The 12,358-nt window shown below is 72.6% G+C and carries 11 protein-coding genes and 1 pseudogene; 8 read left to right on the top strand and 4 right to left on the bottom strand.

Going from position 1 to position 12,358, the window contains the following annotated elements:
* Positions 1-5: 5 nt before the first annotated feature.
* Positions 6-413, top strand: a complete 408-nt coding sequence (locus tag B0I33_RS23200) for a VOC family protein (RefSeq protein ID WP_106181157.1) — start codon at positions 6-8, stop codon at positions 411-413.
* Between the two features lie 69 nt (positions 414-482).
* Positions 483-2,873, top strand: a complete 2,391-nt coding sequence (locus B0I33_RS23195; RefSeq protein ID WP_106180973.1) for an ATP-binding cassette domain-containing protein — start codon at positions 483-485, stop codon at positions 2,871-2,873.
* Between the two features lie 165 nt (positions 2,874-3,038).
* Here the strand turns inward: B0I33_RS23195 and B0I33_RS23190 are convergent, their stop codons facing one another.
* On the bottom strand, positions 3,039-3,818 hold the full coding sequence (locus tag B0I33_RS23190) for a methyltransferase domain-containing protein (RefSeq protein WP_181193433.1): 780 nt from the start codon (positions 3,816-3,818) through the stop codon (positions 3,039-3,041).
* 184 nt (positions 3,819-4,002) lie between these two features.
* Between B0I33_RS23190 and B0I33_RS23185 the strand changes: the two genes are divergently transcribed.
* From B0I33_RS23185 to B0I33_RS23175, 3 genes are all read left to right on the top strand, one after another.
* A complete protein-coding gene (locus B0I33_RS23185) occupies positions 4,003-4,293 on the top strand; it encodes an FmdB family zinc ribbon protein (protein WP_106180972.1) in 291 nt (96 codons plus the stop codon).
* A 22-nt stretch (positions 4,294-4,315) separates the two neighbouring features.
* On the top strand, positions 4,316-5,560 hold the full coding sequence (gene fmdA / locus B0I33_RS23180; RefSeq protein WP_106180971.1) for a formamidase: 1,245 nt from the start codon (positions 4,316-4,318) through the stop codon (positions 5,558-5,560).
* A gap of 78 nt (positions 5,561-5,638) precedes the next feature.
* On the top strand, positions 5,639-5,971 hold the full coding sequence (locus B0I33_RS23175) for a helix-turn-helix transcriptional regulator (RefSeq protein ID WP_106181155.1): 333 nt from the start codon (positions 5,639-5,641) through the stop codon (positions 5,969-5,971).
* A gap of 43 nt (positions 5,972-6,014) precedes the next feature.
* On the opposite strand, the gene B0I33_RS23170 is transcribed toward B0I33_RS23175, so the two are convergent.
* Positions 6,015-6,368, bottom strand: coding sequence for a VOC family protein (locus B0I33_RS23170; protein ID WP_106180970.1), 354 nt, complete (start codon positions 6,366-6,368; stop codon positions 6,015-6,017).
* A 156-nt stretch (positions 6,369-6,524) separates the two neighbouring features.
* Here B0I33_RS23170 and B0I33_RS23165 point away from each other — a divergent pair, with 156 nt between their 5' ends.
* Together B0I33_RS23165 and B0I33_RS23160 are read left to right on the top strand one after the other, a co-directional pair.
* Entirely contained in the window at positions 6,525-6,917 is a 393-nt protein-coding gene (locus tag B0I33_RS23165; RefSeq protein ID WP_106180969.1) for a VOC family protein, read from the top strand.
* Positions 6,914-7,204: a DUF1905 domain-containing protein gene (locus B0I33_RS23160; RefSeq protein WP_106180968.1), complete on the top strand. Its 291-nt coding sequence runs from the start codon at positions 6,914-6,916 to the stop codon at positions 7,202-7,204. The genes B0I33_RS23165 and B0I33_RS23160 overlap by 4 nt, the downstream gene beginning before the upstream one ends.
* Positions 7,205-7,231: 27 nt before the next feature.
* On the opposite strand, the pseudogene B0I33_RS23155 reads toward B0I33_RS23160, so the two are convergent.
* Positions 7,232-8,134 (bottom strand): annotated as a pseudogene (locus B0I33_RS23155) (NAD(P)-dependent oxidoreductase); the annotation flags it as partial.
* Complete coding sequence (locus B0I33_RS30820) at positions 8,113-9,000, bottom strand: NAD(P)-dependent oxidoreductase (RefSeq protein ID WP_106180966.1); 888 nt, start codon at positions 8,998-9,000, stop codon at positions 8,113-8,115. The pseudogene B0I33_RS23155 and the gene B0I33_RS30820, both read right to left, overlap by 22 nt.
* 83 nt (positions 9,001-9,083) lie before the next feature.
* Between B0I33_RS30820 and B0I33_RS23145 the strand changes: the two genes are divergently transcribed.
* Positions 9,084-12,341: an AfsR/SARP family transcriptional regulator gene (locus tag B0I33_RS23145; RefSeq protein WP_106180965.1), complete on the top strand. Its 3,258-nt coding sequence runs from the start codon at positions 9,084-9,086 to the stop codon at positions 12,339-12,341.
* Positions 12,342-12,358: the final 17 nt, after the last annotated feature.

Below are 12,358 nucleotides of genomic sequence, written 5' to 3'. Positions count from 1 at the left end.
CCGGCATGGACATCAACATTCACTACGCGTTCCTGCCGCACACCGACCCGGACGCGGCACTGGCCTTCTACCGCGACACGCTCGGCTTCGAGGTCCGCAACGACGTCGGGTACAACGGGATGCGCTGGATCACGGTCGGCCCGCCCGGGCAGCCCACGTCCGTCGTCCTGCACCCGCCCGCCGCCGATCCCGGGATCACCGACGACGAACGCAAGGTCATCGCCGAGATGATGGCCAAGGGCACCTTCGGCGCCCTCACCCTCGCGACCAAGGACCTCGACGGCGTCTTCGACCGGCTCCAGGCCAGCGGCGCCGAGGTCGTGCAGGAACCGACCGACCAGCCGTACGGGGTACGCGACTGCGCCTTCCGCGATCCGTCGGGCAACCTGATCCGGATCAACCAGCTGAACTGAGTGCAGGCACTCCGGCTCCCGTGCCCCTGCCACGGGAGCCGGGCGACCCACCCAACAGAGGGAGACACGATGAGCACGGCCACGACGACGGACACGCGGACGCCCGCGTCGCACGTTGCCGACAGCCACGATGTGATCCGCGTGCACGGCGCACGCGAGAACAACCTCTCCGATGTCAGCGTCGAGCTGCCGAAGCGCCGGCTCACCGTGTTCACCGGCGTCTCCGGATCGGGCAAGAGCTCCCTGGTGTTCGGCACGATCGCGGCCGAGTCGCAGCGGCTGATCAACGAGACCTACAGCGCCTTCGTGCAGGGCTTCATGCCGACGATGGCTCGGCCCGACGTCGACGTCCTCGAAGGACTGACGACCGCGATCATCGTCGACCAGGAGCGGATGGGGGCGGATCCGCGTTCCACGGTCGGCACCGCCACCGACGCGAACGCCATGCTGCGCATCCTGTTCAGCCGGCTCGGCAAGCCCCACATCGGTTCCCCGCAGGCGTTCTCCTTCAACGTCGCCTCGATCAGCGGAGCGGGCGCGGTCACCGTGGAACGCGGCGGGCAGAAGGTGAAGGAACGCCGCAGCTTCAGCATCACCGGCGGCATGTGCCCCCGGTGCGAGGGCAGGGGCTCGGTCAACGACATCGACCTCACCCAGGTCTACGACGAGTCCAAGTCGCTCAACGAGGGCGCGATCACGATCCCCGGCTACACCATGGACGGCTGGTACGGTCGCATCTTCCGCGGCTGCGGCTTCTTCGACCCGGACAAGCCGATCCGCAAGTTCACCAAGCGGCAGCTGCACGACCTGCTCTACAAGGAACCGACCAAGATCAAGGTCGACGGCATCAACCTGACCTACGAGGGCCTGATCCCGAGGATCCAGAAGTCGATGCTGTCCAAGGACGTCGACTCGCTGCAGTCGCACATCCGGGCGTTCGTGGAAAGGGCGGTCACGTTCACCACGTGCCCCGACTGCGACGGCACCCGGCTGTCCGAGGAGGCCAGGTCGTCGAAGATCAAGGGTGTCAACATCGCCGACGCGTGCGCGATGCAGATCAGCGACCTGGCCGACTGGGTCCGCGGACTCGACGAGCCCAGCGTGGCGCCGCTGCTCGGGAAGCTGCAGCACACGCTCGACTCCTTTGTGGAGATCGGCCTGGGCTACCTCTCGCTGGACCGGTCGTCGGGGACTCTGTCCGGCGGCGAGGCCCAGCGCACCAAGATGATCCGGCACCTCGGCTCGTCGCTCACCGACGTCACCTATGTCTTCGACGAGCCCACCACGGGCATGCACCCTCACGACATCCAGCGGATGAACAACCTGCTGCTGCGGCTGCGGGACAAGGGCAACACGGTGCTCGTCGTGGAACACGAGCCGGAGACGATCGCGATCGCCGACCACGTCGTCGATCTGGGCCCGCTCGCGGGCACCGAGGGTGGCGAGGTGGTGTTCGAGGGCACCGTCGAGGGGCTGCGGGCGAGCGGCACGCTGACCGGGCGGCACCTGGACGACCGGGCCCGGCTGAAGCCCTCGGTGCGGACCCCGTCGGGGGCGCTGGAGGTGCGGGGCGCCAGCGCCCACAACCTGCGCCACGTCGACGTCGACATCCCGCTCGGCGTGCTCGTGGTCGTCACCGGTGTGGCGGGTTCGGGCAAGAGCTCGCTGCTGCACGGCTCGGTGGCCGGGCGCGAAGGCGTGGTGGCGGTCGACCAGACCCCGATCCGCGGCTCGCGGCGGAGCAACCCGGCGACCTACACCGGGCTGCTCGACCCGATCCGCAAGGCGTTCGCCAAGGCCAACAACGTGAAGCCGGCGCTGTTCAGTGCCAACTCCGAGGGCGCGTGCCCCAACTGCAACGGCGCCGGGGTCGTCTACACGGACCTGGCGATGATGGCCGGGGTCGCCACCACCTGTGAGGAATGCGAGGGCAGGCGGTTCCAGGCGTCCGTGCTCGAGTACAAGTTGGGCGGGCGCGACATCAGCGAGGTGCTCGCCATGTCGGTGGCCGAGGCCGAGGAGTTCTTCGCGGAGGGCGCGGCACGCACACCGGCGGCCCACAAGATCCTGCGGCGGCTGGCCGACGTGGGACTGGGCTACCTCAGGCTCGGCCAGCCGCTGACCACGCTGTCCGGTGGCGAGCGGCAGCGGCTCAAGCTGGCCATCCACATGGCCGAGGAGGGCGGCGTCTACGTTCTCGACGAGCCGACCACCGGGCTCCACCTCGCCGACGTCGAGCAGTTGCTCGGCCTGCTCGACCACCTGGTCGACTCGGGCAAGTCGGTCATCGTCATCGAGCACCACCAGGCGGTCATGGCGCACGCCGACTGGATCATCGATGTCGGTCCCGGCGCGGGCCACGACGGCGGCCGGATCGTCTTCGAGGGCACGCCCGCGGACCTCGTCGCCGACCGGTCCACGCTCACCGGCGAACACCTCGCCGCCTACGTCGAGGGCTGAGCGGGAGTACTCGCGTGGGAGGTGCCGGCCGCATCCGAACCGGTGCGACCAGCACCTCTCCGGAGCCTTCCAGAGTGCCGATAAGCTACATTATGTTAAGTAGCGGGGAAGCGCTCCCCAGTGCGTCCTCCCCGCGCCTCCGATACCGGGCGCACATCCGGAGGCTCAGCCGAACTCCTGGTGTTGCGGGCCCGCCTCCCAGACCGACACGTGCTTGGTGCTCTCCGCCGTGAGCTCCGAACGGTCCCAATCCGCCCACCGGTGCTTCAGGCGCATCCCGGCGATGCGCGCCATGAGGTCCAGCTCGGCAGGCCAGGCGAACCGGAACGGAATGCGGCGGAACCGCCCCGCGCCGCCCGGAGTGACGGTGACGTGGTTCGACGTGAACTCCTGCGTGACGACGTCGTACTGGTCGAACCCGACATAGCCGCCGCCGTCGGCGCCGGGCGCCACCGCGAACGGGACGGCGTCCTGCCCGGGTGGCAGGCGACGCAGGTCCGGCAGGCCCACCTCGACGAGGAACAACCCACCCTGGCTTAGGTGTGCGGCCGCGTTGCGGAAGACGTCGACCTGCCCGTCCTGAGTGGTCACGTTGCTGATCGTGTTGAACACCAGGTAGACCAGCGAGAACCGGCCGGCGACGCGTGTCGTCGTCATGTCGCCGATCGTCACCCCCACCGCGTCACCGCCCGGCTTGGTCGCGACACGCGCCGCCATCGCCCGGCTGAGCTCGATCCCGCTGACCGGCACGCCGCGGGCGGCCAGCGGCGCGGCGATCCGCCCGGTACCGACCGCGAACTCCAGCACCGGGCCTGCGGCCAGGTCCTCGAGGACGTCCACCGCGGGCGTCACCACCTCGGGCGCGTTCGCGCCGCCCGGGGTGTCGTAGTCCGCCGCCACGCTCTCGGGGAACCAGCCGTCCGCCGGGTCGTCTCCCCTGTTCACCTCGCCGATCACGGTCGCCGACACTACGCGCGCCACCGTCCGCTCCCCACCCGGTTTTCGACGTCCCACGCCGGCGGCCAGCCTCCCGCGAGCGCCCCGTTTCGTCGCGACGACGCGGTTTGCCCGCCGGATCCGCCGGGAAGGCCCCCCAGAACCGGTTTCCGACCCCGAGGGACGGCGGGCGATGGCGACGTATGTGTACCGCTGCGCGCGGTGCGGCGACTTCGAGCGGCAACACCCCATGGGCGAGGCGGCGGCGACGCGGCCGTGCCCGGACTGCGGCGAGCCCGCCGCGCGCCGGTACACGGCCCCCGCGGTACGGCACACCACGCCGTCGTCGTGGTCGCGCGCACGCGAGTACGCCCAGCGTAGCGCGGAGAGCCCGGAGGTGGTGTCGGCGCCTCCACCACGTGGGGCGAGCGGCGGGGTGCGGGTCAGCCGCGATCCCCGGCACGCCCGTCTCCCCCGCCCCTGACGCATCGAGAAGGGAGCAGCACATGCCACAGGTCAGGTTCGCGGTCGATCAGGCCCGCCGGTTCGCCGACCAGGATGTGCCCGGGCACAACCGGTGGCATCCGGACGTTCCCCCGGCGGTGACGGTGCGGCCCGGCGAGGAGTTCCGCGTCGAGTGCCGGGAATGGTTCGACGGCACCATTCACAATGACGACTCCGCCGACGACGTCCGGGACGCCGACCTGTCGATGGTCCACCAGCTGTCCGGCCCGATCGCCGTGGAGGGCGCCGAACCGGGAGACCTGCTGATGGTCGACATCCTCGACCTCGGGCCGGTCCCCCAGGAGCACGGTCCGGTCGCGGGCCAGGGCTGGGGCTACACCGGTGTCTTCGCGCGCGACAACGGTGGTGGCTTCCTGACCGACAGGTTCCCGAACGCCTACAAGGCCGTGTGGGACTTCCACGGACAGACCGCGACCTCCCGGCATCTGCCGGGCGTCTCCTTCACCGGCATCGCGCATCCCGGGCTCATGGGCACGGCGCCCTCCCCCGAACTCCTGTCGCGCTGGAACCAGCGGGAGGGAGACCTGATCGCGACGGACCCGGACCGGGTGCCGCCGCTCGCCCTGCCGCCGCTGCCGGAGAACGCGCTGCTCGGGTCGCTGTCCGGTGACGAGTTCGACCGGGTCGCGGGCGAGGCGGCCCGCACTGCCCCGCCCCGCGAGAACGGCGGCAACCAGGACATCAAGAACCTGTCCCGGGGCACCCGGGTCTTCTACCCCGTGTTCGTCCCCGGCGCGAAGCTGTCGCTGGGCGACCTGCACTTCAGCCAGGGTGACGGCGAGATCACCTTCTGCGGCGCCATCGAGATGGGCGGCTTCATCGACCTGCACGTCGACGTCATCAAGGGCGGGATGCGGACGTACGGTCTCGAGTCGCCCGCGTTCATCCCCGGCCGGGTCGAGCCGCGCTACTCCGAGTACCTGACGTTCGCGGGGCTGTCGGTGACCGATTCCGGTGAGCAGCGCTACCTGGACGCCACCCTGGCCTACCGGCAGGCGTGCCTGCACGCGATCGAGTACCTGACCAAGTTCGGTTACACGCCGGAACAGGCCTACCTGATCCTCGGCGCCGCGCCGATCGAGGGCAGGTTCTCCGGCGTCGTGGACATCCCGAACGCCTGCGCGACGCTGTACATCCCCACGGCGATCTTCGACTTCGACCCGACGCCGTCCGCGGGGCCGCCCGAACGGGTCGATCGTGGTCAGTGCGCGGTGAGCAGCGGCTGACCGCGCGCCCGCGGCGCCGGTTCGCCGGCGAACGGCTGATCGGAGTGTCCCCGGCGGGATACCATGTCGGCCGTGACCATGTCCGAAGCCACGGAGACCAGCACGAGGACGAAGGCCAGGGCCACGTCGCCCGGCTGGACGTTCCTGACCAACCACGGTCACGTCCTGCTCTGCCTGGCCTCGGACTCGCGGCTGACGATGCGTGAGCTGGCCCTGAAGGTCGGTATCACGGAACGGGCCGTGCAGGGCATCGTCGCCGACCTCGTCGAGGGCGGCTACCTCACCCGCGCGAAGGTCGGCAGGCGCAACTCCTACACGGTCAACGCGCAGGGCAGGCTGCGGCACCCGCTGGAGGCCGACCACACGGTGGGCGCGCTCATCGACGCCCTCGCCGACGCGGACCGCACGTAGGACTCCGGCGGTGGGCAGGTGGTCGCCTGCCGCTGCCTCCGGATCAGGGCAGGTGCGCGAGCACGTTGACCACCGTGCCGCCCGGATCCTCCACGAAGAACCGGCGCACGCCCCACGGCTCGTCGGTGAGCGGGTAGACGATACGGAGCCCACGGCGCACGGCCTCGGCGTGCGCCGCGTCGACGGCTGCCGGTTCACCCACGTCGATCCCGAGACGTGGCGGGGTCTCGTCCATCCCGGCTGGAGGGACGATCACCTGCGCCGCGGGGTTGGCCGGAGACTGCACGCACAGGACCGGATCCTCCATCGCGACGTCGAGCCCGAACACCTCGACGTAGAAGGCCCGGGAAGCGGCGAGGTCCCCTCCGTCGGCGTAGGGAAAGATTCTCCTGATCATCCCCACACCTTGGCAGCCCCGGCCACCGGCCGCTTGGACAAAACGGAAACCCCGGCCGGTGCCGATGGCGCGCTGCCGGGAAAAGCTCCACTGAGGCTGGTGACGCTGGTTGCTTAGGAGTACTGTGCTTGCTTAAAGCAACCCACGGAGGTTTGGATGAAGGGTCCCCTCGAGACCGCGGTGCTCGGCGTGCGCACCGTCAGCGTTCCCGTCACCGACCAGGACCGCGCGATCGGGTTCTTCGTCGGCGTCCTCGGCTTCGAGAAGCGGCTGGACGCCCCGCTCCCCCAGCTCGGCGCCCGGTGGATCGAGGTCGCTCCCGCGGGGGCGGTCACGTCGGTCGCGCTGGTCGCGGCGAAGCAGGGCACGCCGGCCGCCGACACCGGTATCCGGTTGACCACGAGCGACGCCGCCGCGGCGCACACTGAGCTCGCGGCGAGAGGCGTCGCGGTGGACCCGCTGCTCGTCTGGGAGGGCGTGCCGCCGATGTTCACGTTCCGGGACCCGGACGGAAACACCTTCCAGATGATCGAGGAGACACCGGCATGACCGAGGACAACGGCACGCGCCTGGACAAGGAGTTCACCGCGCCCCTGCAGCGCAGCCCCGCCAAGGGCGGCTGGACGTACGTGGTCATGCCCGGCTCGGCCGAGTTCTTCGGCACGCGAGGGCTGGTCAAGGTGCGCGGCACCATCGAGGGGCACCCGTTCCGCAGTTCCTTCATGGCGCTGGGCGACGGAACCCACAAGCTTCCGGTGACCGCCAAGCTCCGTGCCGCGATCGGCAAGGGCCCCGGCGATGACGTGACGGTCCGGCTCGAGGAGCGGGTGGGCTGACGACTGGGGGTCAGCCCACCCGCCCGGTCAGCCGTCGTCGCGCCTGCTGATCACTTCGAACAGGCTGGTCCAGCTGTCCTTGCCGTGCCCGGCGGCGATCGCGCGGGCGTAGTGGCTCCGCACCGCCCTCGGCAGGTCGAGGTCGATCCCGGCCGCGGCGCTCGCCCCGACGATGTGGTCGGCGGTCGCGCCCATCATCGTCACCGACGCCAGGTCGCCGGGGTACGTGCCGGCCTCGATCTCCCGCGCGGCGTCGCCGAGGTAGTAGGACATCGTGTCGAACGTCTCCGTCGCGTACGGCAGGAACGTGGTGGCCTCGACGCCCGCCGCGCGCAGCAGCGCGGTCGCGTGCAGGTACGCCGACAGCGAGGTGAGGAAGATGTCCAGCTGCGCCTGGTAGTACAGCTGGGCCAGTGCGGGGTCCTCGCCCCGGTGATCGGGCCTCCCGATCGGCCGCAAAGTCTCCTCGTGCGCGTCGAACACCGCTTTCGGCCCGCTGTAGAAGACGTACGCCTGGTCGCTGCCCACCAGTTCGGCCGGCACCATGATGCCGCCCACCAGCAGCCGTGCGCCGCGCTCGGCGAGCCAGCCCGCGGCATCCCTGGTGCGTTGCGGGGTGTCCGAGCTGAGGTTCACCACCACCCTGCCGCCGAGCGCGCCCTCGGCTGCGCCGAGGATGTCGTACATGGCCTGGTAGTCGGTGAGGCTGAGCAGCACCAGTTCGCTCGCGGCGAGGGCCTCGGCCGGGGTGCCCGCGCGGACGGCGCCCTCCGCCACCACCGCGTCGGCTCGCGCCGCCGTCCGGTTCCACACGGTCACCCGGTGGCCGCGGCCCAGCAGGACGCGCACCATCGCCTGGCCCATGGGGCCGAGGCCGATCACGGTGACGGGCTCCCTCGTGCTGTCGTTCATCCGGCGCTCCCTGTCCTGAGTAGTTCGATGACTCCGGTGATGTCCTCGTGCCCGTGCCCGTCGGCGACGCGCCGCCGCAGCAGCGGCCCGAGCGGGGCGAGCAGTTCCGGGCTGACGCCGCGCTCGCGGGCGACGTCGAGGAACTCGTCGAAGCCGGTGGCCTGCATGGCGAGGCTGGAGACGACGCCGAGCGCGTAGTCGGCGCGGTCGATCTGCTCGGCGGCGCTGGTGGCGAAGCCCGACATGGCGTCGAGCCATTCCCGCAGCATCGGCGCGAACTCCCCCGCCGCCGTGCCGTCCGCCGTGACGAGGGCGAGCGCGTGCAGGATGCCCATGAACATGCCGTACATGCCGCTGAGCAGCGCGGTGTCGTACAACGCCGCGCGGCCGGGCTCCGTGCCGAGGTAACGGCTGTCCGCCAGGACGTCGAGAGTGCCGCGGTAGGCGTCGAACGCGTCCCGCGAACCGCTGTAGAGGACGAACGCGCCGGGCTTGCCGATCATCGGCGGGACGGCCATGATCCCGCCGTCGAGGAAGTCGGCGCCGTGGCACGACGCCCACGTCGCCAGCTCCTCCGCCTGCGCCGGTGTGCCGCTGGTCAGGTTCACCAGAGCCCGGCCACGCAGCCGGTCGGCGGCGGGGTCGAGTGCGCTGTGGACGGAGGGGTGGTCGAGCAGGCACACGAGGACGAGCCTGCTCGCCGACACCGCCTCCCCCACGTCGGCGGCCCTGGCGGCGCCCTTGGCCACCAGTGGATCGGTCCTGGCCGGGGTGCGGTTCCAGACCGTGGTCGGATGTCCCGCCGCGAGCAGGGCCTCGGCGAGGGCGGTGCCCATCGCGCCGAGGCCGAGCACGCTCACCGCTGGTTTGTGCTGTTCGGTCATGGGGTTCACCGTGGCGGTGCGCTCGCACGGATCGCTGCGGGTTCGCGCACGGTTTCGTCGGTGGCCGCCGGTAACGTCGGCTCGTGCGATTCGGGGTACTGGGGCCGCTCGCGGTGTGGACGGCGGAGGGCACCGAGGTCAGGGTGCCGGAGGCCAAGGTGCGCGCTCTGCTGGCCGACCTGATGCTGCACCAGGGCCGCCCGGTGCCCGTGGAGCGCCTGGCCGCCGATCTGTGGGGCGAGCGGCTGCCCGGCAACCCGGCCAACACCCTGCAGACCAAGGTCTCGCAGTTGCGGCGGGTGCTGGAGCGCGCCGAGCCGGGCGGGCGGGCACTCGTCGTCCACCGCTCCGCCGGGTATGCGCTGGAGGTGCCGGACGAGGCGGTGGACGCGTGGCGGTTCCGCGAGCTCACCGGCCGGGCGGCGGGAACGGCCGAGCCCGGTGCGAAAGCCGCGTTGCTGGCCGAGGCCGCCGCACTGTGGCGGGGTCCCGCGCTGGCCGACTTCGCGGGTGAGCCGTTCGCGGCGCCGCTCGCGCACCGGCTCGACGAGGAACGGCTGGCCGCGCTGGAGGAACTGGCGGAGGTCAGGCTCGCGCTCGGCGAGGTCGACCGCGTGCTCGCCGACCTGGCCGATCTCGTCACGCGGTATCCGCTGCGCGAACGGCTGCGGGCGCTGCACATGCGGGCGCTCTACCGTGCCGGGCGGCAGTCCGAGGCCCTGGCCGCGTACCGGGAGCTGCGGCAGCGGCTGGCCGACGAGCTCGGCCTCGAACCCGGTTCCGAGGTGACCGAGCTGCACCAGGCGATCCTGCGTCAGGAGCCCGGGCTGGCGCCGCCGTCGCCACGGCGGGTGCGGGCGACCCTGCCCGTTCCGCTGACCGAGCTGGTGGGCCGGGAGGAGGCGGTGCGCGAGATCCGTTCCCTCCTCGGCTCCACGCGGCTGGTGACGCTCACCGGCCCGGGCGGGGTCGGCAAGACCCGGCTGGCGCTGGAGACGGCGAGGCGGCTTGCGGACCACGTCCCGGACGGCGTGTGGCTGGCCGAGCTGGCCGGACTCGACCGGCGGGCGCCGGACCGGGAGGTCGCCGCTCGCGTCGCGGAGGCCGTCGCCGCCGTGCTCGGCGTGCGGGACTCCACCGCGGCGGGCGCGCGGGCTCCGCTGCCCGACCGGCTCGCCGACGCCGTGCGGGACCGCGACGGGCTGCTCGTGCTGGACAACTGCGAGCAGCTGGTGGAGCCGGTCGCCGCACTGGTGGCCCGGTTGCTGAGGGCGGCTCCGGAATTGCGGGTGCTCGTGACAAGCCGGCAACCGCTCGGGCTGTCCGGCGAGGTGCTGTGGACGGTGCCGCCGCTGGGCATTCCCGGGGCGGGGCACGCCGGCCCGGCCCGCCCTGCCGCGGAGGTGCTGCGGTCGGTGCGCGAGTTCAGCGCCGTGCGCCTGTTCGCGGCGAGAGCGGCCGCGGCCGCACCCGGGTTCCGGCTGGGCGAGGAGAACGTTCACGCGGTCGCCGCGATCTGCCGCCGTCTCGACGGCCTTCCGCTCGCCCTGGAGCTGGCCGCGACACGGCTGCGAGCACTCGGCGCACACGAGCTGCTGGCCCGGCTCGATGACCGGTTCGCCGTGCTGGCGGCGGGTTACCGGGACGCTCCGCCCCGCCAGCGGACGCTGCGGGCGGTGATCGACTGGAGCTGGGAGCTGCTCGACGAGCCCGAACGCGTGGTGCTGCGGCGGCTCGCCGTGCACGCCGAGAGTTGCGCGCTGGATGCGGCGGAGGCGGTGTGCGCGGGCGGACCGGTCGGCTCCGGCGAGGTCGTCGAGCTGCTGGCCAGGCTGGTGGACCGGTCGCTCGTGGTCGGCGACGACGACGGCCGGGGCGGCCGGAGGTACCGCCTGCTGGAGTCGGTGGCCGCCTACTGCCTGGAGCGGCTCGCCGAGGCCGGTGAGGCCGGTGCCGTGCGGGCGCGGCACGCCGCCTGGTACGCCGCGCTCGCCCGCGACCTCGAGCCGCGGCTGCGCGGCCCGGCCCAGCGGGACTGGTTGGAGCGACTGGACGCCGAGGCCGCGAACATGCGGTCAGCGCTGGACACGACCGTCCGGCAGGGGCTCGCCGAGGAGGCGTTGCGGCTGGCGTGCGCCCTCACGTGGTACTGGTTCCTGCGCGGGCGGCTGGGCGAGGCCAGGCGGTCGCTGCGGGCGTCGCTCGCCGTCCCCGGGGCGGAAGGGACGTCGGCGCGGGGTGCGGCCCTGGCCTGGCTCGCGGGGCTCGACGTGCTCGCGGGCGGGCGCGCGGACCTGGCGGCGGTGGCCACGGCGCGGGAGATCCCCGACGCGGGACCTCGGGCGCGGGCGCTGTGGTTCCTGGGCTACGTGCTGGGCACGGTCGGCGACCTGGCCAGAGCCGAGGAGCTGACCGCCCTCGCCCTGGAGTCGTTCCGGGCGCTGGACGACGGGTGGGGTGTCGCGGCGGCGCTCGCCGACGGGGCCAGCCAGGCGATGGCGCGGGGCGATCTCGCCGGTGCGCGGGACCGCGCCGAGGAGAGCGCGCGCCGGTTCCGGGAGCTCGGCGACCGGTGGGGGCAGTTGCAGGCGTCGTTCGCGCTGGGTGTGCTCGCGCAGATCGGCGGCGACTACCGGGCCGCCAGGCGGGAGCACGAGGAGGGGTTGCGCCTGGCGCGGGAGCTCGGCCTGTGGCCGGAGGTGTCGTACCAGCTGTCGTGGCTGGGCCGGGTCGCGCTGCTGACCGGCGATGCGGACCGCGCGCGGGAGCTGCACGAGCGGGCGCTGCGGCTGGCCGCCGGGCAGGGGTTCGCCCCGGGTGAGATGTACGCGCGCACCGGGCTCGCGCTGGGCGCGCGGCGCGCGGGCGACCTCGACACGGCCGAGCGGGAGCTGACCGTGCTGCTCGAATGGCATCGGCTGCAAGAGGGAGCGTCCGGGGTCGCGCTGATCCTCGCCGAGCTGGGGTTCGTGGCGGAGCTGCGGGGCGACCCCGAGCGGGCCTGCCGCCTGCACCGGGAAGGGCTGCGGGTGGCGCGGGCCGGTGGTGATCCGCGTGCCGTCGCGCTGGGGCTGGAGGGCATGGCGGGCGTGGCGGCGCTGGCGGGCGAGCACCGTGCGGCGGCCCGGCTGCTCGGTACGGCCGGGCGGATCCGCGAGCGGGTGGGCGCTCCCCTGCCCCCGGCGGAGCGCGGCGACGTGGACCGCATCGCGGCGACGGCGCGGGCGGCGCTGGGCGAGCGGGTGTTCGCCGAGGAGTACCGGACGGGCGGGGACGAGGACTGGGAGGAGGACGCCGACCGCGACGCGGACCCGGTCGCGGGGTCCTGCCCGGCGAGCTGAGTGGGGGGCAGGCAATT

The sequence above is a fragment of the Prauserella shujinwangii genome, assembly GCF_003001955.1.
Taxonomy (GTDB): Bacteria; Actinomycetota; Actinomycetes; order Mycobacteriales; family Pseudonocardiaceae; genus Qaidamihabitans; species Qaidamihabitans shujinwangii.
Note: the sequence above shows the minus strand (reverse complement) of the source record. Positions and strands in the feature narration are given on the sequence as shown.

Bases quoted from the DNA above. Each gene is read 5' to 3' on its own strand.
- B0I33_RS23200 (WP_106181157.1), top strand. From the start codon at position 6: ATGGACATCAACATTCACTACGCGTTCCTGCCGCACACCGACCCGGAC.
- B0I33_RS23195 (WP_106180973.1), top strand. From the start codon at position 483: ATGAGCACGGCCACGACGACGGACACGCGGACGCCCGCGTCGCACGTT.
- B0I33_RS23185 (WP_106180972.1), top strand. From the start codon at position 4,003: ATGGCGACGTATGTGTACCGCTGCGCGCGGTGCGGCGACTTCGAGCGG.
- fmdA (WP_106180971.1), top strand. From the start codon at position 4,316: ATGCCACAGGTCAGGTTCGCGGTCGATCAGGCCCGCCGGTTCGCCGAC.
- B0I33_RS23175 (WP_106181155.1), top strand. From the start codon at position 5,639: ATGTCCGAAGCCACGGAGACCAGCACGAGGACGAAGGCCAGGGCCACG.
- B0I33_RS23170 (WP_106180970.1), bottom strand. From the start codon at position 6,368: ATGATCAGGAGAATCTTTCCCTACGCCGACGGAGGGGACCTCGCCGCT.
- B0I33_RS23165 (WP_106180969.1), top strand. From the start codon at position 6,525: ATGAAGGGTCCCCTCGAGACCGCGGTGCTCGGCGTGCGCACCGTCAGC.
- B0I33_RS23160 (WP_106180968.1), top strand. From the start codon at position 6,914: ATGACCGAGGACAACGGCACGCGCCTGGACAAGGAGTTCACCGCGCCC.
- B0I33_RS30820 (WP_106180966.1), bottom strand. From the start codon at position 9,000: ATGACCGAACAGCACAAACCAGCGGTGAGCGTGCTCGGCCTCGGCGCG.